Below are 19,641 nucleotides of genomic sequence, written 5' to 3'. Positions count from 1 at the left end.
TTATTATGCCAAAAATGAAAACGCATAAAAGTTCACAAAAGCGTTTCAAGAAAACAGGTACTGGTAAGTTCAAACGCTCTCACGCGTTTACAAGTCACTTATTCCGTAACAAATCTAAAGACCAAAAGCGTCGTTTAGCGAAGCAAACAACGGTAGATAAGAGTGACGAAGCACGTTTAAATAAACTAATGCCTTATAAATAATATAAGGATCGTGTAAATAGAAAGATTTTATAGGAGGGATTTCTTATGCCACGCGTAAAAGGTGGAAACGTAACACGCCAACGTCGTAAGCGTACGTTGAAATTAGCTAAAGGTTACTATGGTTCGAAACGAACGTTATTCAAAACAGCAAAACAACAAGTCATGAAGTCAGGTCAGTATGCATACCGTGACCGTCGTCAGAAAAAACGTGATTTCCGTAAATTATGGATTGCACGTATTAATGCTGCGGCTCGTATGAATGATCTTTCATATAGTCGTCTTATGCATGGACTAAAACTTGCTGGTATTGAAGTTAACCGTAAGATGCTAGCAGAACTAGCTGTTAATGATGAGCAAGGTTTTTCTGAATTAGCTGAACAAGCAAAAGCAGCCTTAAAATAATAGGTTCATAAGAGTTGTCCTAATAGGGGCAGCTCTTTTTGTATATGAAAGAGGCGATTGATCGTGGTTATATTTTTCATAATTTTAGTTGTATTAGCAAGTATCATCGGTTTTATCATGATGGGACTCGATAAATATTATGCTAAGCAAAATCACTGGCGAATTTCCGAACGTACCTTATGGTTGGTGGCGTTGATTGGTGGTGCTCCTGGTTCATGGTTCGGTATGATTACATTTCGTCATAAAACCCAGCATACCTTATTCCAATACGGCATGCCTGTGTTAACGATTGTGTGGATGACTATATTGATAGTGGTATAGCATGTCATAACAGCTCGTCTTATGTCATAGACTGAAAATAAAGTGTGTGACAAGGAGCGGGTTAAAGATGGAACAACTTTTATCGTGGTTTAATCATTTGGAAGAAAATATTCCATACGTAACACCCGTTTTGTTCATTCTATTCCATATTATCCGACCGATTTTATTTATTCCAGTTACGGTCATTTGCATTACTGGTGGTTTATTGTTTGGTTTAACACATGGCGTGTTATATTCATGGGTTGGGATTACTTTATCAAGTGTGATGTTCTATGCCATGATGCACCATTCGCAGAAAGACCAACACTATTTAAATCGTTTAAGAGAATTGATGCAATATAAATTACAAGCCTTATCGACGTCTCAAATCGTATTATTACGATTAACGCCATTTGTTCATTTTCATTTAATTTCATTGATCATGATTGAGTTAACTCGGAATTTTAAAGAGTATGTTAAATTGTCGGTTTTTACCAATATGCCATTAGCGCTTATTTATACGACTTTGGGTCAGTGGTTACATTCGTTACAATGGACTTATTTGATTGGGTTTATACTGTTTTTAGGTTTGATGTTTTTTCTATTAAGACGGCGAGAATTGATTTGGTCATGGGATGAGTATTTTGCTTTTAAAAACTAACCTTATTAAAGTTCGTTGTTGATATTGTGATCCACTATCGGTGGACGCTTTCCGCAGGCACGGCTCGAGCCTCCTCGGCCGAAAAGCGTGGCCTGTGGGGTCTCGAGACTCGTGCTGTTCCTGCAGGAGTCGCCACCTTCGCTTCTCACAATTCAACAACTTTGAGCTAAACTTGCATATCGAATCAAACTTTTATAATGACTAAAACTAAACAAATAATCGACTTATTTAGGAGGAGAAATAATGGATTGGAAACGATTGTATCAATTACAAGCAGAGTTAGATCAGCATATAATGGATTCCATATCGCAATCGCGTGAGGAAGTTTATCATGATAAATTGTTAGCTTTAGTAGTTGAAGTGAGCGAATTAGCTAATGAAACACGGTGTTTTAAATATTGGAGTCAAAAAGGTCCGAGTGATCAAGAGGTTATTTTAGAAGAATATGTTGATGGAGTTCATTTCATACTATCATTAGGTTTGGATTTAGGAATTGAATTTGATCAAAATGCATTTCAATCGGTTGAAGTTGATTCGTTAACTGATAGTTTCCATACCATTTATAGTCAGGTTGAACGATTAAAAACTGAACCCACACAGACGAATTATAACCAGTTAATGAATGAGTATCTTGCGTTGGGTCGCGCATTGTCTTTCTCGACTCATGATGTTGTACAAGCATATTTAGCCAAAAATGAAAAAAATCACGAAAGACAAGATCTCGGTTATTAATTTTTTTGAGAAATATTACGAATTCCGTTATAATGAAAAAGGTGTCAAAAAATTTTAAAAAAAGAGGAGGGCTCACATTGACCCAATTAGATGATCAACTTAAAATGTTAAAAGATTTAACGGACGCAAAAGGGGTTCCCGGAAATGAACGGGAAGCGCGTGAAGTCATGCAAAAGTACATATCACCTTATAGTGATGAGGTTTCGACTGACCATCTAGGTAGCTTGATTGCGAAAAAGGTAGGCCAAGCTGGTGGACCGAAAGTTATGGTAGCAGGTCACTTAGATGAAGTCGGGTTTATGGTGACGCGCATTGATGATAATGGTTTCTTATATTTTCAAACGCTAGGTGGCTGGTGGAACCAAGTCATGCTCGCACAACGTGTAAGCGTTGTCACTCGCCATGGTGATGTAACAGGTGTCATTGGATCAAAACCACCGCATATCTTAACAGCTGAACAGCGTAAGAAACCGGTAGAGATCAAAGATATGTTTATTGACATTGGAGCGTCTAGTAAAGAAGAAGCCGAGGAATTTGGCGTACGACCAGGAGACTCAATCGTACCTTATTTCGATTTTACAGTGATGAATAATGAAAAGATGCTCCTGGCTAAAGCTTGGGATAACCGAATTGGCTGTGCGATCGCCATTGATGTATTGAAAGAATTAAAAGGTGAAGATCATCCGAACGAAGTTTATGGTGTCGGTACAGTGCAAGAAGAGACAGGTCTTCGAGGTGCTCGTACATCAGCTCATGCCATTAAACCAGACATTGGCTTTGGTGTGGATGTTGGTATTGCCGGTGACATGCCAGGTGTTTCTGATAAAGAAGCTGCTGCGCAGTTAGGTGATGGCCCGCAAATCATTTTATATGATGCATCGATGATTTCTCATAAAGGTGTTCGTGATCTCGTTGTTGATACAGCTGAATCACTAGATATTCCATTCCAATATGATTCTCTAGCTGGTGGAGGAACAGATTCAGGCTCTATTCACCTAACGGCTGACGGGGTACCTTCATTATCAATCACAGTGCCAACACGTTACATTCATTCACATGCTGCTATGTTACACCGTGATGATTATGAGAATGCGGTTAAATTAATCGTAGAGGTTATTAAGAAACTTGACCAAGATACTGTTGAAAAAATTACTTTTGGCCAATAAATATTAAGATCAGTTACTATACTCCTGATTGAGCAGTAGACATTCTGCTTAATCAGGAGTATTTTTATGAAATTCTTTAAACATTTTCACACTTTATTGACACATTTATGTTCCCCCTTATATAATATATTATTGTAAGCTAAATTCCGATTAAGTTTATAGGGATTATAAGAAATAGGTGATAAATGTGTTTTTAGAGCTTAAGGATGTTGCAAAGACATTCACAGGAGAAAAACAAGGAGCGTTTGAAGTATTTTCTGATATTGACTTATCTATTGAAGAGAATCAATTCGTTTCAATATTAGGGCCTTCTGGCTGTGGTAAGTCAACGTTATTGGCGATGGTTGCTGGGTTAGAAAGTTTGACTGAAGGCGAGATGAAATTAGAGGGAGAACAGATTAATGCACCTGGTCCTGACCGGGGTATGGTTTTCCAAGAGCCTTCCTTATTTCCATGGCTGAATGTTCAAGAAAACGTGACTTTTCCTTTGAAACATATGTATTCCAAGGCTGATGCTCAGAAGAGAGCTAATGATTTTTTGAAAATGGTTCATCTTAGTCGTTTTAAGGAGCACTATACTTATGAATTGTCAGGCGGTATGCAACAGCGTGTGGCGATTGCCCGTGCTTTAGCGATGGATCCTAAAGTGTTATTGATGGATGAACCATTTGGTGCATTAGATGAACAAACACGTCACATTTTACATGATGAGTTGATGGCCATATGGCGCGAGACTCGGAAAACGATTCTCTTTGTCACACATAGCATTCAGGAAGCTGTGAAATTGTCTGATCGGGTTGTGGTTATGGGAACACGTCCAGGCAAAATAATTGCGGATTATTCGATAGACATCCCGAGACCAAGACATCGCGATCATCCAGACGTGATCCAATATGAAAAACAAATCATGAGTCTCCTTGAGGTGGAAATCAATAAAGTATTAAAGGAAGAGTTAAGCTATGAAAATCGCGATTAAACGTTTATTATTTATCATTGTCATGTTAGGTCTTTGGGAAGGGATTCATTTAGCGAACTTTTATCCTGATTATATTGTTCCTTCGCCGATTACAGTATTTGATACCTTAATAATTGGCTTTTTACAAGGTGATTTATTAACAGCTCTAGGCGCTAGTTTTAAGCATCTAATCATCGGTTTATCCTTATCCATATTAATTGGGACATTATTGGGCATGATTCTAGGGAAGTCGAAGCAAGCTGATGAGACGGCTGGCATGTATTTGATTGCTCTTCAAAGTATACCGAGTATTGTGTGGGTTCCTTTAGCCATTCTATTATTCGGATTTGGTGAGCTTGCCGTTATTTTCGTTGTCGTTGTTGGTGGAACATTTGTTATGGCACTTAACGTTCGTTCAGCGATTCATAGTGTTCCACCTCAATTTTTACGAGCAGCTAGAACAATGGATGCCCGAGGGTTTGAACTTTTTTACCGCGTTGAAATACCAGCTAGTATTCCTTATTTCATCCAAGGCATTCGTCTGGCATGGGCTTTTAGCTGGCGTGCTCTAATGGCGGGGGAATTTTTGAGTAATGGTCCAGGATTAGGTTACTCACTTAGTTTCGCCCAAGACTACGCGCGTATGGACCAAGTCATTGGCATTATCATTATTATTGGCGTGATTGGGGCTGTCGTAGACCAGCTCGTCTTTTCGAAATTAGAACGAAATGTTATGAAACGATGGGGCTTATTAAATTCATAAGAAAGGTTGATTGAACGATGAAAAAAATTGTGTTTTATTCACTCATTTTATTAGTAGGGGCTTTATTAACGGCATGTGGTGGTTCTTCTGCAGAAGGCAGTGAGTCAGAAGAAATAACAATTGGATATTTTCCAAATATTAACCATGTAGCTGGAATGGTTGCCGAAGAACAAGAGTTATATTCAGAGACATTACCTGATGGGACAGAAGTTAATTACAAATATTTTCCAGATGGATCTGCTTTTATGACAGCAGTTGAAACAGGCGAAATTGAAGGTGGTTTAGTCGGACCAGGTCCAGCGATGAATCACTTTGCAAGTGGTGCTGACATCAATATTGTTGGTGCAGGATCTAAAGGTGGTACAGTTATTATGGCGAGAAATGATGCAGGTATTGAATCTCCTGAAGATCTAGCTGGTAAGTCATTTATCTCGCCGAGAGTGGGTTGTACACATGACGTCCAATTCGAAACGATGATGAAAGAAGAGTACGGCTTAACGTCAGATCGTGTCGGTGGCAAGATGAAGCATGTAACGGGTAAACCAGCTACTTATGCGAGCATGTTCGAAACTGAAAAAGTTGATGTCGGAACAGTCCCTGAACCATGGGCTTCTGTGATTGAAGAAGAAGGAACTGGAAAAGTGTTAGTTGATACGCCTGAGGTAGCTTATGGGGAAACATTGCCTGCAGCTGTGTTTGTGACGTCACAAGACTTAGTCGACAATGAGCCAGAGAAAGTCCAGAACATTGTTGATGCACACAAACAAGCAACTGAATTCATCCAAGACAATCCTGAAGAAGCGAAGTCGATCGCGATCAAGAAGATAAAAGATATCACGGATCAAGAGTTATCACAATCTGTCATTGATAATGCTTGGGATCGTATTGAATTCTCATATGAATTTGACCAACAAGTACTGCAGGATTTCATTGATTCATCTTATGATCTAGGCTTTTTAGACGAACAACAAGACTTAGAAGGTTTGGTTAATAAGGAATTTATTAATTAAGAAGTTTACTAAAAGAAGTTGTTGAATTGTGATCCGCTATCGGTGGACGCTTTCCGCGGGCACGGCTCGAGCCTCCTCGGCCAAAAAGCGTGGCCTGCGGGGTCTCGAGACACGTGCTATTCCCGCAGGAGTCGCCACCTTCGCTTCTCACAATTCAACAACTGACTGCTCAATCAATTAAATATATTTGACCTATTCAAAAAATTCCCCGATCACAAAATAGTAATCGGGGAATTTTATGCTTAAGCTACTTACAACTTTCCTACTTCTTGTTCTAATGTTTGTAACATGGTTTCTCTATCGTCTTCAGAAGCTTGTTGCCAATACATTTCAAATAACACGCCTAAACCAGGCAACATCTTTTCTTCACCACTATCAACCGCTTCTGCAATTGTGGCTTCCAGTTGATCCTCGTTATGGCCGGCGATATTATTTTTAATAGCTTGTCGTAAATTTAAATCCATTCTAACCACCTCATCGCAATGTAATCTAACGGTAGTTTAACCGATGATTTTATAATTATGTATGATAAAATGGAAACCATAAGGAGCGTTCATGAATCATGATTGAATCAAAACAAAATCAGCGTGTTAAACGATGGAAAAAACTACATAAACGAAAATATCGTGACCAAGAAGGGCAAGTCCTTGTAGAAGGCTGGCATTCAGTAGAAGAAGTCCTTAAAAGTGATTGGCATGTATATGAATTGATTATTAAAGAATCGATCGAATTGCCCCAGACATGGAAAACTTATGAACATGTTGTCGTAGCTGAGGACTTATTTAGTGAATTATCCCAAACAGAAACAAGTCAGGGGGTTATTGCTGTAGTTGAACAGCCCCAAGAACAATCCATACCAACTGCACCACGAAAAATTCTTTGTTTAGACGGCATTCAAGACCCAGGAAATCTTGGGACCATCATTCGTAGTGGTTTAGCATTTGGAATTGATCTGATTGTTTTAGGTGAAGGTACAGTTGATGTATTTAATCACAAAGTTATTCGAGCGACACAAGGCGCATTATTTCATATACCTGTTATTCGTGGTGACAATTCGAGTTGGATTGATTATAGCAAGCAACACCAAATACCTGTTTATGCGACAGCCTTAGACCAGCAAGCCTTGCCTTTACAAGATGTGAAAAAGGGCGATTCCTATACAGTTATCATGGGTAATGAAGGGAATGGCGTTCGCCCAGAATTAATTCAACAAGCTGATCATTCACTTTATATTCCGATAGCATCTCAAAGTGAGTCGTTAAACGTGGCTGTTGCTACTAGTATTGTTTTGTATCACTTTCACCAATTGACTTGAAAAATACATTGAAATTCATTATAATAATTCGTTAGAAGTAAATGATCAAAAGCAATGAATGAGTTAAGTAATTCACCGAGGAATACGTTTATTAGGGACGGAAGCCAAAGACTGAAAGCTTCCGAAATGTACGGTGTGATGAATTTCACTCAGGAGCTGGTGCTTGGACCTTACGTTATGTAAGTAATAGTAACCCGGGAGGAAAACTCTCGTTAACGCAATGAAGTGGGTATACATAAGTATATCAATTAGGGTGGTAACACGGTTTATAACACGTCCCTTCGTCGAGAAGGGGCGTTTTTTTATTGTCATTAAACTGACTGAGTTAAATAAGGAGGCGTTAATCGTGAAAGAACGTTTGCAATCGATTAAGGAAGAAGCGTTGCAACAAATAGAAGATGTAAAAGATTCAAAAACGCTACAAGATTTACGCGTGAAGTACTTAGGTAAAAAAGGCCAAATTACCGAAGTATTGAAAGGCATGGGTAACTTATCAAAAGAAGAACGACCTGTTATTGGACAATTAGCTAATGAGATTCGTGATGCTATTACTGAAGCGTTAGATACGAAACAAGAAACGCTTGAACAAGCAGCATTACAACAGCAGCTTAAAGAAGAAACAGTTGATGTTACATTACCTGGTAAACCTTCTCAAGTAGGCGGTTCACATCTGCTGATGAATGTCATTCGTGATATTGAAGATTTATTCACAGGAATGGGGTATGAAATAGCTGAAGGCCCAGAAGTCGAAACAGATTACTATAACTTTGAAGCCCTTAATTTACCGAAAGGCCATCCAGCGCGTGATATGCAAGATTCATTTTATATTACTGAAGAATTGCTAATGCGTACCCATACATCTCCGGTCCAAGCAAGAACCATGAACAAACATGAAGGCCGCGGTCCAGTCAAAATCATTTGCCCTGGGAAGGTCTATCGTCGTGACACAGATGATGCCACACACTCTCATCAATTTACACAAATTGAAGGGCTTTATGTTGATGAAAATATCCGCATGAGTGATTTAAAAGGGACCCTTAATACTTTGGCGAAACACCTATTCGGAGAAGATCGCCATATTCGCTTGAGACCAAGTTATTTTCCATTCACAGAACCATCAGTAGAGATGGATATTTCGTGTAAAGTGTGTAATGGACATGGTTGTTCTGTGTGTAAACATACAGGTTGGATTGAAATGTTAGGTGCCGGCTTAGTTCATCCAAATGTTTTAGAGATGGCTGGATTCGATTCAGAAAAATATTCTGGCTTTGCTTTTGGTATGGGACCAGAGCGAATTGCCATGTTAAAACACGGGATTGAAGATATCCGTCATTTCTATACGAATGACGTCCGCTTTTTAAAGCAATTCCATCAGGTATAAGAGGAGGAATGAATTGATGTTAGTTTCAAAAAATTGGTTAAAACAGTATGTCGATATAGATCATGTTTCAACAGAACAATTAGCTGAAGATATTACGAAAACAGGTGTAGAAGTCGAACAAGTTTTTGAACCTACATTAGTAAGTGATTATTTAGTTGTTGGTTATGTTACAGCGTGTGACCAACATCCTAATGCTGATAAGTTAAATCTTTGCCAAGTCGATATAGGTAATGGTGAGATTGCACAGATTGTTTGTGGGGCTGACAATGTCGCAAGTGGACAACATGTTGTCGTAGCGAAACCAGGTGCTGTCTTACCTGGAGGCTTCAAGATTAAGAAAACAAAACTGCGCGACGAATCATCAGAAGGGATGATTTGTTCATTACAAGAATTAGGGATTGATGAGAAATATATCGCTGATGATTATAAAGATGGGATTTATGTCTTTAATGAAAGTGTTGAATCAGGCCAATTAGCAGCTCCATTGCTTAATTTGGATGATGCGATCATAGAGTTTGATGTGACCCCAAACCGCTCAGATTGTCTCAGTATTTTAGGTATGGCTTACGAAGTTGCAGCTATGTATGATTATGAAATTGAACTACCCAATAGTGAAGTAGATCAAGCTCATGAACAATCGAGTGATTATGTGGATGTCACAATTGCCAATGAAGACGCTAATCCATATTACGGCGCTTGGGTTATTAAAGACTTAACCGTAACAACGTCACCACTTTGGCTACAAAATCGTTTGATCAGTGCTGGTATCCGTCCGATTAATAATGTTGTTGACGTCACAAACTTTATTTTACTTGAATACGGTCAACCGCTTCATGCGTTTGATTATGATCGTTTCGGTTCTAATCAAGTTCTTACACGGATGGCTGAAGAAGGCGAAACGATTCAAACATTAGACGGAGAAGAGCGGACATTATCAAGTCATCATCTTGTGATTACAAACGGTGAAGAACCGCATGCCATTGCGGGTGTCATGGGTGGTGAAGAGTCTGAGGTACAAAATGACACAACTACCGTTTTACTCGAAGCGGCTTATTTTGATCCCCAAACGATTCGTCAGAGTTCAAAAGATCACGGAATCCGCAGTGAAGCAAGTGTCCGATACGAAAAAGGATTAGATATTACACGCGTGAAAGAAGCTGCAAGCCGCGCAGCACAGCTATTAGCCTCATTAGGAGGAGGTCAGGTTTTAGGCGATATCGTAGAAGCTGGATCAACTGGCTGGACGCCTTATGTCATTTCCTTTACAAAAACTGAAATGGTTAAGCGAATTGGTGCTGACATCTCCTTAGAAGAAATGACTCAAATTATTGAGAGATTGCGGTTTGATTATGAGGTGGATGGTGAAACAATTACAGTTACAGCTCCTCCTCGTCGTCAAGATATTGTTATTAAAGAAGATATGTTAGAGGAAATTGCTCGACTATATGGCTACGACAATATTCCGTTTACATTACCAATTGGTGAAATGGACCAAGGTGGTTTAACGGTCAAACAGAAACAATTACGAGCTGTTCATGACTATCTACAAGCAAGTGGTTTATACGAATCAGTCACATACTCATTAACAACAGAAGCAAAAGCACAACGCTTCATAAGTCCTGATGTACGTGAATTAAATGTTTCACCTGTTAAATTGGCAATGCCTATGAGTGATCTGCACAGTCATTTGCGTTTGAGTGCTGTGCCTGAATTGTTATCGAGTTTACAGTATAACGTTGCTCGTAACCAATACAATGTAGGTCTATATGAATTAGGATCTGTTTACACTCAAACAGAAGGCGAAGGAACACAACCAGATGAAAAATTAAGGTTAGCAGCCGCTATAACTGGTCTGTGGGAAAATCACCCATGGCAAGGTGTTCAAAAATCAGTTGATTTCTTTGTCTTGAAAGGCATATTAGAAGGGTTATTCGATTATTTAGCGATTGACGGTATTGAATTCAGACAAGGTGAGATCGATGACTTGCATCCAGGACGTACTGCGCTGATTGAATTAAACGGAACAGTGATTGGTTACGTCGGTCAAGTTCACCCAACTGTCCAAAAAGAACATGACTTACAAAAAACGTATGTTTTTGATGTGAATTTAGATGCCTTATTAGCTGTTACGAATACACAAGCTGGTTACAAGCCAATCACGAAATACCCAGCGATTGCACAGGACTTAGCATTTGTCGTCGATCAATCAACTCCTGCTGCAGAACTTGCAGAAGCTATTAAAGAAAAAGGTCAACCACATTTAGAATCAGTGCGTGTCTTCGATGTTTACGAAGGTGAACACATGGAAGCTGGTAAGAAATCTGTTGCATTCAACTTGATATTCCAAAATCAAGAAAGAACGTTAACAGACGAAGAAATTGACCAAGCACGAACAGCCATTGTTGAACATTTACAAGCACAATACGATGCTGTATTACGTGGTTAAAGTTCACCCATTTGACTAGGGCGCTGGTATTTAATCATCACTCGCTGGTATTCGAAGCTAACTCGATGGAAAATCACCATCACTCGATGATATAGCGGCTGAACTCAATGGAAAATCGCTATCACTCGATGATATAGTGACCGCACTCGATGATAAATCGTTTATCGCGCTGGTAATTGAACCTGAGTCGAACTGATGAATCAGTAAGCTTATTAAACAAGAAACGGGCGGCTTCGTTCATTGAAGCCGCCCGTTTTTTATAGTTTTTTCGCTTTTTGTGTATTACCAAAATGGACTTTACCAATTTGATTTAAAAATGCTTCACCTTTCGTATCGATTAATCGTTTAATTTGTTGATCGACTTTCTGAGAAGCCCCTTTTTGTAAAGTGAAACCGGCCTTTTTAGAAAGTCGATCCATTTCTTGAACGAAACGATATCGAGCTAGCATAGAGGCAGCTGCTACACATGTTGATTGACTTTCTGCTTTCGTTAAAAAAGTAATATCACTGTGAGGTGTTGCATCTGACGCTTTAATCTTATTGTAGTAAACGCCAGGTTCACAAAATTGGTCAATCACCATACCGCTTGGTGTGACGTTGTCTAATTTATTCATCACATTCTCAATCGCATTATGATGCATCCAAGCTTTCATCCGCGTTTGTGACCAGTTTTGTTTCTTAAGTTGATTATACTTTTCATTGTTTAACGTCACGATACTATAGACAATGTCTGTTTCAAGGATGTTTTTCACGATAGCTGCAATCGTGTTGTCATTCATGGACTTAGAATCTTTAACACCTAATTCTTTTAATAGAGCTTGTTGCTTTTCATCTGCATAAACAGCGGCTACTGTAATAGGACCAAAATAATCGCCTGTCCCTGCTTCATCAGAACCAATATGATCCTGGTTTAAAATAGCCTTTGAATGACTTTCAACATTATGCTGCTTCTTTTGCGTCTGAGGGTTCGTGTCCCACTTAGAAGCTTCTTCAGCGTGATCACTACCCTGAAACAACACTTTGCCTGATTGGTAGGCTGTGATAGTTACATTAGGTTGTTTTGCAACAAAAACAGTGTGTGGAGGTTGTTTATTAACTTTGGTGTTTTCATAGTATTTTTCCATTTTATTGAGGGATTGTTGATCTGCCTTAATAACGGTTTGTCCCATGGTTTAACTCCTTTATGATTCAATGTCTATAGTATATCATGTGATTAATAGGTATTCACATCTTTTGAGTACTTTCCTAAATAGATTAAATCGTGTTACGATATGGTTTAGAATAACGGTGAGGAGGCCTTCCTGATGTCGGATTATGAAAAGAATAGAATTACAGTTGATATTCATAATCGTAAATATACAGTTGTTGGTGAGGAATCACCATCACAAATTAAAATGGTCGCAAGCTTAGTAGATCAGAAGATGGATGAGATACAATTCGCTCAACCTTCCTATGATACGACACAGCTCGCCGTTTTGACAGCACTAAATACAATGAATGATTATCTTAAATTAAAACAAGATTATGATGCACTTATACAAAACCATAGGAATGAGGATCGCAAGAAATGATTGATTTAATTTTAATTATTATTTTTATATTAGGTTTTTTAATTGGACTAAAACGAGGTTTTGTCCTACAAATACTACACTTAACAGGTTTCATGGTAGCATTTATTGTCGCTTATCTTTATTACCGCAATCTAGCTGGGATGCTTGAGTTGTGGGTTCCGAATCCTGAGGCGGATGATGGCCACTTTTGGGCGGAAGCATTGTCTGTAAATGGTATTTCTGATGCCTTTTATAATAGTGTTGCTTTCATACTTATCTTTATTATTGTTAAGATCTTGATGCAAGTTCTAGCCAATATGCTTGATTTCGTAGCTAATATGCCTATATTAAATAGTGTGAATAATTTATTAGGAGCGATCTTAGGTTTTATCGAAACGTATATTATTATTTTCATCCTACTATTTGGTATTTCCTTGTTATCAGTAGGTTTCGTGCAAAGTATTATTCAAGATTCAATAATAGCGTCGTTTATGATTGAACATACACCTGTCTTAACTGAAGCACTGAAGAATGCGTGGTTTGAACAAGACGCTTAAAAGAGGTTCGTCATGAGTGACAACCTCTTTTCTTTGTGAGATTGTTTATAAAGGTGGTAAATGAAATGGATAAAAAACAAGTGATTAAACATCTAGAAACAATTGCCGTATATTTGGAATTAAAAGGTGAGAATGCATTTAAAATTTCCGCTTATCGCAAAGCAGCACAAACACTGGAACGTGATGAACGGTCGCTAGATGAGATCGATGATATTGGATCTTTATCAGGTGTCGGTAAAGGGACGAAGGCGGTTATTGAAGAATATATTGCCCATGGTGAAACAGAAACACTTAATCAACTACAAGAAGAAGTGCCTGAAGGATTAATCCCTTTATTAAATGTGCAAGGTCTAGGGGGCAAAAAGCTCTCAAGACTCTATCATGAATTAGGCGTGGAAGATGAAACATCTTTAAGAGAAGCGGCTGATCGTGGTGATATTGAGGCATTGAGCGGTTTTGGTAAGAAGTCAGTTGAGAAAATCCTTAAAGCGTTAGATGAACAGGGAACTCGCCCAGAGCGACTACCACTTTCAAGTGTTATTCCAACGTATGAAGCGCTTGTGGTTGAATTAGATCAGATTGATTCGATTGAACGCTATGCTATTGCAGGTAGTTTCAGAAGATTACGTGAAGATGTAAAAGATTTAGACTTTATTATTGCGACGAATCAACCAGAAAATGTAGCTGAGCAGTTAGTTCAGCTATCGATTGTAAAAGCAGTTGAAGCTAAGGGTTCCACTAAAGTCACGGTAGTAGTTGAAAGTGAATGGGATTTATCGGTAGACTTCCGTCTGGTAGAGCCTGAAGCATTTATTACGACATTACACCATTTTACAGGTTCAAAAGATCATAATGTTGAAATGCGCCGTTTAGCGAAAGAACAAGGTTATAAAATCAGCGAATACGGAATTGAAAACGTCGAAACAGGAGACGTGAAAACATTTGATGATGAAGCATCATTTTTCAACTATCTTGGAATCGATTATATCCCACCTGAAATTCGTGAAACGGGTGAGGAAGTAGACAGTTCGATACCTGAACTTGTTTCGATTGATGATATCCAGGGTGATTTGCACATGCACACGACTTGGAGTGATGGGGCACAATCACTTGATGAAATGGTTAACCGTGCAAGAAGCTACGGCTATCAATTTATCGCGATCACCGATCACTCTAAGTACTTGCAGGTGGCTAATGGATTAAATGAGAATCGGTTGCGTCAACAACGTCAGTTAATTGACGAAATCAATCAAAAATATGACGATATTCATGTGTTTGCTGGAGTCGAAATGGATATTTTACCAGATGGCACACTTGATTTTGATGATGATTTCCTAACAGAACTTGATTACGTCATTGCATCGATTCATTCGAATTTCAATCAAGATGAAGAAACGATTATGAAGCGCTTAGAACAAGCGATCAAAAATCCGTATGTTCATATGATTGCCCACCCAACTGGGCGATTAATTGGCAAGCGAAACGGTTATCCCGTTAATATAGAACGGTTTATTGATTTAGCAGTTGAATATAATACCCTTATTGAACTTAATGCGAATCCAAATCGCTTGGATTTAGCATGGTCTTATTTGCAGATTGCTCAAGAACGTGGCGCAACTATTGCGATTAATACCGATGCGCATAATTATCGTATGTTAGAGGATATGAGTACAGGTGTACAGGCAGCCCGAAAAGGTTGGATTAAACCAGAAACGGTCATTAATACATGGTCGCTTGAACATGTCCAACGCTTTTTGATGAAGAAAAAAGGTGAGTCAAGTGAACAATAAAATTTTAAAACAATTAGAGTATCCTAAAATTATAGAAGAATTAAGTGCCCAAGCTGAAACCAGCTTAGGACAAGAACAAGTTAATCAAATGAAACCCTCAACAGAATTGTCTGAGATTCAATTCTGGCAACGTGAAACGGATGAAGCGGTACAAATTTTACGGTTAAAGGGTCATATTCCTTTAGGTGGAATTCGTGATATTCGACCTCAGGTTAAACGTGCTGAAATTGGTGGTCTATTATCTGCTCAAGAAGTGTTAGATGTTGCTAGCACCATTTATGGTGGGCAACAGCTTAAACAATTTGTGGCTAATTTTGATGAGGAAGAAGAACTTGAAATCCCGATCTTAACTGAACGAACAGAATCAATCTCGAATCTTCATCAATTAGAACGATCGATCAGAAGTTGTATCGACGATTATGGCCATGTGATGGACGGGGCTTCAAGTCAACTACGAACGATTCGTAGTCAGATAAGGTCGTATGAAAGTCGTGTGCGTGATCGATTAGAAGGATTTACGAAATCGAAAAGTCAGATGCTGTCTGATGCGATCGTAACGATTCGTAATAATCGTTATGTCCTACCCGTGAAGTCAGAATATCGCAGTCACTTTGGTGGGATGGTTCATGATCAGTCTTCATCAGGTCAAACGTTATTCATTGAGCCACAGTCAGTCGTTGAAATGAATAATAAACTGCAAGAAGCACGTGTAGAAGAACAACATGAAATTGAACGAATATTAAAGGCTCTATCTGAGCGCATTCAAGCGGATCGTGACTTTCTACGTGAAAATGTTAATGCTTTGCAACAGATTGATTTTATGTTTGCAAAAGCGAAATTAGCACGGCATATGAAAGCAGCAAAACCGACTATGAACGAAAATGGGTTTATTCGCATGCGTCAAGCACGTCACCCATTATTAGAAGACGAAAATGTTGTGAGTAATGATATTGAGATAGGTGACACCTACACAGCCATCGTTATTACAGGACCCAATACAGGTGGTAAAACAGTAGCATTAAAAATGGTCGGACTTTGTACACTGATGGCTCAAACAGGTTTACAGGTTCCAGCATTAGACGGTTGTGAATTGGCTGTTTTTGACCATGTTTTTGCTGATATTGGTGATGAACAATCGATTGAACAGAGCTTAAGTACATTTTCATCACATATGACAAATATTGTTGATATACTCAATCAGGTCACAGAGAGCAGTTTAGTCTTGTTTGATGAGTTAGGCGCTGGTACTGACCCACAGGAAGGCGCGGGTCTTGCGATGTCTATTCTTGATTATGTCATTGAGCAAAAAGCGCGCGTCATTGCCACAACACACTATCCAGAGTTAAAAGCATATGGCTACAATCGTGATGAAGTGACTAATGCTTCTGTTGAATTTGATGTTGAAACATTGCAACCGACTTATCGTTTACTTATTGGCGTGCCAGGACGTAGTAATGCATTTGATATTTCACGCCGGCTTGGCTTAAGTGAAACTGTTATTGAAAAAGCCCAATCGATGGTCAGTGATGATTCTCGTTCAGTTGAAAATATGATTGCTTCTCTTGAACAATCTAGACATGAAGCGGAACGTGATTATCAACAAGCAGCTGAAACTTTAGAAGAAGCTGAAAACTTTTATCGTAGTTTAAAACATGAATACAATCAATACTTGAATAAGAAAGAGCAACATGAAGAGAAAGCGAAGGAAAAAGCTGAAAAAGTATTGGATCAGGCACGCGAGGAAGCTGAGGAAATTTTAGATGATTTAAAACAGCTACGTGATGAACATTCAGTGAAAGATCATCATTTCATCGAAGCACGAACGAAGTTAGATCAACAGAAAGCGGCTTTAAAAGGATCTCATAAGCAAGAAGAAAAGACTGATTCGACTAAACCCATACATTCATTGGAACCTGGTGATGAAGTTCATGTTAAAACGTTTAATCAGGCAGGTACGATTGTCCAACAAGTGAATGATAAGGAATATGAAGTGCAACTTGGCGTCTTGAAAATGAAAGTTGCTAAAGAACAATTAGAGTTTGTTCAACGACCAGAGCCAGAGAAAACGAAACCATCTCCAGTTGTTAAAGGAAGACAAGTTCATGTTAAACCTGAATTAGATCTTCGCGGTCAACGTTATGAAGATGCTATTCAACAACTCGAAAAGTATGTTGATGAAGCATTACTAGCTGGTTATCATAAAGTTTCAATCATCCATGGTAAAGGAACTGGAGCCTTAATGAAAGGTGTTCAACAGTTTGCTAAAGAGCATCGTTCGATTAAAGGAAGTGAATTTGGTCACGCCAATGAAGGCGGAACAGGTGTGACGATCTTAAAATTAGCTTAATGATTTAGAGAGGATGCGAGAATAGTATGGAAACATTAGCGAAAGTTCTATGGGTGGTTGCAGCACTTTTTGTGATTGTCGGTATTCTATTTGTCGTGATGAACTAATATACTTTATTAAATGACTATGATTGTCTTGAAGATTTTCATAGTCATTTTTTAGACTTCGTTAATTCAGAAATTTCACAAAATAATAAATAATGTTTTAATTTTATGTCGACTTGTGTTTATAATAGTTATAAATAGATGTTTAAAGGAGGATGTTAATTATGGGGGTTGAATTGAAAAAGCCTTGGCTGAAACATTATCCTGAAGAAGTACCGACAACCATTGATTATGACAAACGGACATTACAAAGCTTTTTAGTTGAGAATGCAGAAAACTTTCCTGATAAAGTAGCGATTCATTTTATGGGGAAAGACGTAACTTTTTCAGAAGTGGCTGATTCAGCGAAACGATTTGCAAGTTATTTGCAAAGCTTAGGTATTCAAAAGGGTGATCGTGTTGGCATTATGTTGCCAAACACCCCGCAGTCAGTTATAGCGTATTACGGAACGTTATTAGTTGGAGGTGTTGTTGTTCAAACTAATCCTTTGTATACAGAACGCGAATTGTCTTATCAGATGAAGGATTCAGGAGCTAAAGTACTTGTTTGTTTAGATATTTTGCTTCCGCGTGTAAACGCTATCAAAGAGGAAACTGACCTCAATCATGTTGTTACAACACGTATTAAAGATTACTTGCCATTTCCGAAAAACATGATTCAACCAATGCTTCAAAAACGGGAATATGGAATGGTAGTTAAGCCAGAACATGGCGGTGATACTCATGTTTGGACCACTATGTTAGAAGAGGCTTCTGATGAGTATGTTGAACACGAGTTTGATCCTGAAGAGGATTTAGCGTTGTTACAATATACTGGAGGTACAACTGGTTACCCTAAAGGGGTTATGCTAACGCATTTTAATCTTGTTTCTAATACACAAATGAGTGAGAAGTGGATGTATAAAACAGAGTTTGGTCAAGAAACCGTATTAGGTATTCTGCCATTTTTCCATGTTTATGGCATGACAACAGTGATGAATATGTCGATTATGTTGGCTCATAAAATGATTTTAGTACCTAAATTTGATGTGGATACTGTGTTAAAGCTGATCGATTCACAAAAACCAACGTTATTTCCTGGTGCACCTACGATTTATATTGGTCTATTGAATCATCCGAAATTAAAGAAATATGATTTATCCTCGATTGAAGCCTGTCTGAGTGGCTCTGCTCCATTACCTGTTGAAGTTCAGCAGCAATTTGAAGCTGTAACGGGTGGCCGGCTTGTCGAAGGTTATGGCTTGACGGAAACATCTCCTGTCACGCATTCTAATTTTATTTGGCAAAACCGTCGTAGTGGAACAATTGGTGTCCCGTGGCCTGATACAGACGCAGCCGTTTTTGATCCCAATACTCATGAAGAATTGGAAATGCGTGAAGTTGGTGAGATTGGTGTAAAAGGCCCACAAGTAATGAAAGGTTACTGGAATCGACCAGAAGAAACAGAGCAAGTGTTACAGGACGGTTGGTTTTTCACAGGCGATATGGGTTATATGGATGAAGAAGGCTTTTTCTATATCGTAGATCGCAAGAAAGATATGATTATTGCCGGTGGTTTTAACATTTACCCACGCGAAGTAGAAGAAATACTCTATGAACACGAAAGTATCCAAGAGGCTGTTGTGGCTGGTATTCCAGACCCTTATCGTGGTGAGACAGTGAAAGCTTATATTGTCTTAAAAGATGGTGCTGAACTAACAGAAGATGATCTGGATCAATTCTGTCGCAAAAATTTAGCGGCTTTTAAAGTGCCTAAGCTTTATGAATTCAGAGATGAATTACCTAAGACAGCTGTCGGTAAAATACTACGCCGTAAGTTAGTTGATGAAGAAAAAGAAAAAATGCAGGCTGAACATGCAGAATGAATCAGTAGTTGACACAATTAAAAATTGACTATATTATAATAGGTGAATGACCATTCATTCACCTATTTTTTGTTTTATTTTTATGCGTGATAGG

19 protein-coding genes are annotated in these 19,641 nt (G+C 38.6%); 17 read left to right on the top strand and 2 right to left on the bottom strand.

Annotated features, from left to right (window positions below):
• Positions 1–5: 5 nt before the first annotated feature.
• From rpmI to ACKXGF_RS10115, 9 genes are all read left to right on the top strand, one after another.
• Positions 6–203: a 50S ribosomal protein L35 gene (gene rpmI / locus ACKXGF_RS10155; RefSeq protein WP_167260664.1), complete on the top strand. Its 198-nt coding sequence runs from the start codon at positions 6–8 to the stop codon at positions 201–203.
• A gap of 45 nt (positions 204–248) precedes the next feature.
• Entirely contained in the window at positions 249–605 is a 357-nt protein-coding gene (rplT, locus tag ACKXGF_RS10150; protein WP_167260666.1) for a 50S ribosomal protein L20, read from the top strand.
• A 63-nt stretch (positions 606–668) separates the two neighbouring features.
• Positions 669–926 (top strand): DUF1294 domain-containing protein, encoded by a 258-nt coding sequence (locus ACKXGF_RS10145; protein ID WP_411953621.1) that lies wholly within the window; start codon positions 669–671, stop codon positions 924–926.
• A gap of 67 nt (positions 927–993) precedes the next feature.
• On the top strand, positions 994–1,566 hold the full coding sequence (locus tag ACKXGF_RS10140) for a TVP38/TMEM64 family protein (RefSeq protein WP_167260670.1): 573 nt from the start codon (positions 994–996) through the stop codon (positions 1,564–1,566).
• A gap of 243 nt (positions 1,567–1,809) precedes the next feature.
• Complete coding sequence (locus tag ACKXGF_RS10135) at positions 1,810–2,298, top strand: dUTP diphosphatase (protein WP_411953620.1); 489 nt, start codon at positions 1,810–1,812, stop codon at positions 2,296–2,298.
• Between the two features lie 104 nt (positions 2,299–2,402).
• Positions 2,403–3,464 carry a M42 family metallopeptidase gene (locus ACKXGF_RS10130; protein WP_411955579.1) on the top strand — a complete coding sequence of 354 codons (1,062 nt, stop codon included), beginning with the start codon at positions 2,403–2,405 and terminating at the stop codon, positions 3,462–3,464.
• A gap of 187 nt (positions 3,465–3,651) precedes the next feature.
• Positions 3,652–4,440 carry an ATP-binding cassette domain-containing protein gene (locus ACKXGF_RS10125; protein ID WP_167260676.1) on the top strand — a complete coding sequence of 263 codons (789 nt, stop codon included), beginning with the start codon at positions 3,652–3,654 and terminating at the stop codon, positions 4,438–4,440.
• The gene (locus tag ACKXGF_RS10120) at positions 4,424–5,182 is read left to right on the top strand and encodes an ABC transporter permease (RefSeq protein ID WP_411953618.1); all 759 of its coding nucleotides are present in this window, start codon (positions 4,424–4,426) and stop codon (positions 5,180–5,182) included. The genes ACKXGF_RS10125 and ACKXGF_RS10120 overlap by 17 nt, the downstream gene beginning before the upstream one ends.
• Positions 5,183–5,199: 17 nt before the next feature.
• Positions 5,200–6,192 (top strand): ABC transporter substrate-binding protein, encoded by a 993-nt coding sequence (locus ACKXGF_RS10115; RefSeq protein ID WP_411953617.1) that lies wholly within the window; start codon positions 5,200–5,202, stop codon positions 6,190–6,192.
• 251 nt (positions 6,193–6,443) lie between these two features.
• Here the strand turns inward: ACKXGF_RS10115 and sspI are convergent, their stop codons facing one another.
• Positions 6,444–6,656, bottom strand: a complete 213-nt coding sequence (gene sspI, locus ACKXGF_RS10110) for a small acid-soluble spore protein SspI (protein WP_411953616.1) — start codon at positions 6,654–6,656, stop codon at positions 6,444–6,446.
• 98 nt (positions 6,657–6,754) lie between these two features.
• On the opposite strand from sspI, the gene ACKXGF_RS10105 reads away from it, so the two are divergent.
• From ACKXGF_RS10105 to pheT, 3 genes are all read left to right on the top strand, one after another.
• Positions 6,755–7,507 (top strand): TrmH family RNA methyltransferase, encoded by a 753-nt coding sequence (locus tag ACKXGF_RS10105; RefSeq protein ID WP_411953615.1) that lies wholly within the window; start codon positions 6,755–6,757, stop codon positions 7,505–7,507.
• Positions 7,508–7,853: 346 nt separating this feature from the next.
• A complete protein-coding gene (gene pheS, locus ACKXGF_RS10100; protein WP_411953614.1) occupies positions 7,854–8,888 on the top strand; it encodes a phenylalanine--tRNA ligase subunit alpha in 1,035 nt (344 codons plus the stop codon).
• A gap of 16 nt (positions 8,889–8,904) precedes the next feature.
• Positions 8,905–11,334 carry a phenylalanine--tRNA ligase subunit beta gene (gene pheT, locus ACKXGF_RS10095; RefSeq protein WP_411953613.1) on the top strand — a complete coding sequence of 810 codons (2,430 nt, stop codon included), beginning with the start codon at positions 8,905–8,907 and terminating at the stop codon, positions 11,332–11,334.
• 257 nt (positions 11,335–11,591) lie between these two features.
• Here pheT and rnhC read toward each other — a convergent pair whose 3' ends face one another.
• Positions 11,592–12,503: a ribonuclease HIII gene (gene rnhC, locus ACKXGF_RS10090; RefSeq protein WP_411953612.1), complete on the bottom strand. Its 912-nt coding sequence runs from the start codon at positions 12,501–12,503 to the stop codon at positions 11,592–11,594.
• A gap of 135 nt (positions 12,504–12,638) precedes the next feature.
• On the opposite strand from rnhC, the gene zapA reads away from it, so the two are divergent.
• The 5 genes from zapA to ACKXGF_RS10065 all read left to right on the top strand — a co-directional run bounded on the left by zapA (position 12,639) and on the right by ACKXGF_RS10065 (position 19,547).
• Positions 12,639–12,905 carry a cell division protein ZapA gene (zapA, locus tag ACKXGF_RS10085; RefSeq protein WP_167260692.1) on the top strand — a complete coding sequence of 89 codons (267 nt, stop codon included), beginning with the start codon at positions 12,639–12,641 and terminating at the stop codon, positions 12,903–12,905.
• Positions 12,902–13,441: a CvpA family protein gene (locus ACKXGF_RS10080; RefSeq protein WP_411953611.1), complete on the top strand. Its 540-nt coding sequence runs from the start codon at positions 12,902–12,904 to the stop codon at positions 13,439–13,441. The genes zapA and ACKXGF_RS10080 overlap by 4 nt, the downstream gene beginning before the upstream one ends.
• Positions 13,442–13,506: 65 nt before the next feature.
• Entirely contained in the window at positions 13,507–15,231 is a 1,725-nt protein-coding gene (gene polX / locus ACKXGF_RS10075; RefSeq protein WP_411953610.1) for a DNA polymerase/3'-5' exonuclease PolX, read from the top strand.
• A complete protein-coding gene (locus ACKXGF_RS10070) occupies positions 15,221–17,578 on the top strand; it encodes an endonuclease MutS2 (protein ID WP_411953609.1) in 2,358 nt (785 codons plus the stop codon). The genes polX and ACKXGF_RS10070 overlap by 11 nt, the downstream gene beginning before the upstream one ends.
• A gap of 268 nt (positions 17,579–17,846) precedes the next feature.
• Positions 17,847–19,547, top strand: coding sequence for a long-chain-fatty-acid--CoA ligase (locus tag ACKXGF_RS10065; protein ID WP_411953608.1), 1,701 nt, complete (start codon positions 17,847–17,849; stop codon positions 19,545–19,547).
• Positions 19,548–19,641: the final 94 nt, after the last annotated feature.

Source organism: Alkalibacillus sp. S2W (genome assembly GCF_046764385.1).
In the GTDB taxonomy this organism is placed as follows: Bacteria; Bacillota; Bacilli; order Bacillales; family Alkalibacillaceae; genus Alkalibacillus; species Alkalibacillus almallahensis.
This window is presented reverse-complemented; position numbering and strand designations above follow the sequence as displayed.

Coding starts and splice junctions, on each gene's coding strand:
- rpmI (WP_167260664.1), top strand. CDS start 6: ATGCCAAAAATGAAAACGCATAAAAGTTCACAAAAGCGTTTCAAGAAA.
- rplT (WP_167260666.1), top strand. CDS start 249: ATGCCACGCGTAAAAGGTGGAAACGTAACACGCCAACGTCGTAAGCGT.
- ACKXGF_RS10140 (WP_167260670.1), top strand. CDS start 994: ATGGAACAACTTTTATCGTGGTTTAATCATTTGGAAGAAAATATTCCA.
- ACKXGF_RS10135 (WP_411953620.1), top strand. CDS start 1,810: ATGGATTGGAAACGATTGTATCAATTACAAGCAGAGTTAGATCAGCAT.
- ACKXGF_RS10130 (WP_411955579.1), top strand. CDS start 2,403: ATGTTAAAAGATTTAACGGACGCAAAAGGGGTTCCCGGAAATGAACGG.
- ACKXGF_RS10120 (WP_411953618.1), top strand. CDS start 4,424: ATGAAAATCGCGATTAAACGTTTATTATTTATCATTGTCATGTTAGGT.
- ACKXGF_RS10115 (WP_411953617.1), top strand. CDS start 5,200: ATGAAAAAAATTGTGTTTTATTCACTCATTTTATTAGTAGGGGCTTTA.
- sspI (WP_411953616.1), bottom strand. CDS start 6,656: ATGGATTTAAATTTACGACAAGCTATTAAAAATAATATCGCCGGCCAT.
- ACKXGF_RS10105 (WP_411953615.1), top strand. CDS start 6,755: ATGATTGAATCAAAACAAAATCAGCGTGTTAAACGATGGAAAAAACTA.
- pheT (WP_411953613.1), top strand. CDS start 8,905: ATGTTAGTTTCAAAAAATTGGTTAAAACAGTATGTCGATATAGATCAT.
- rnhC (WP_411953612.1), bottom strand. CDS start 12,503: ATGGGACAAACCGTTATTAAGGCAGATCAACAATCCCTCAATAAAATG.
- zapA (WP_167260692.1), top strand. CDS start 12,639: ATGTCGGATTATGAAAAGAATAGAATTACAGTTGATATTCATAATCGT.
- ACKXGF_RS10080 (WP_411953611.1), top strand. CDS start 12,902: ATGATTGATTTAATTTTAATTATTATTTTTATATTAGGTTTTTTAATT.
- polX (WP_411953610.1), top strand. CDS start 13,507: ATGGATAAAAAACAAGTGATTAAACATCTAGAAACAATTGCCGTATAT.
- ACKXGF_RS10065 (WP_411953608.1), top strand. CDS start 17,847: ATGGGGGTTGAATTGAAAAAGCCTTGGCTGAAACATTATCCTGAAGAA.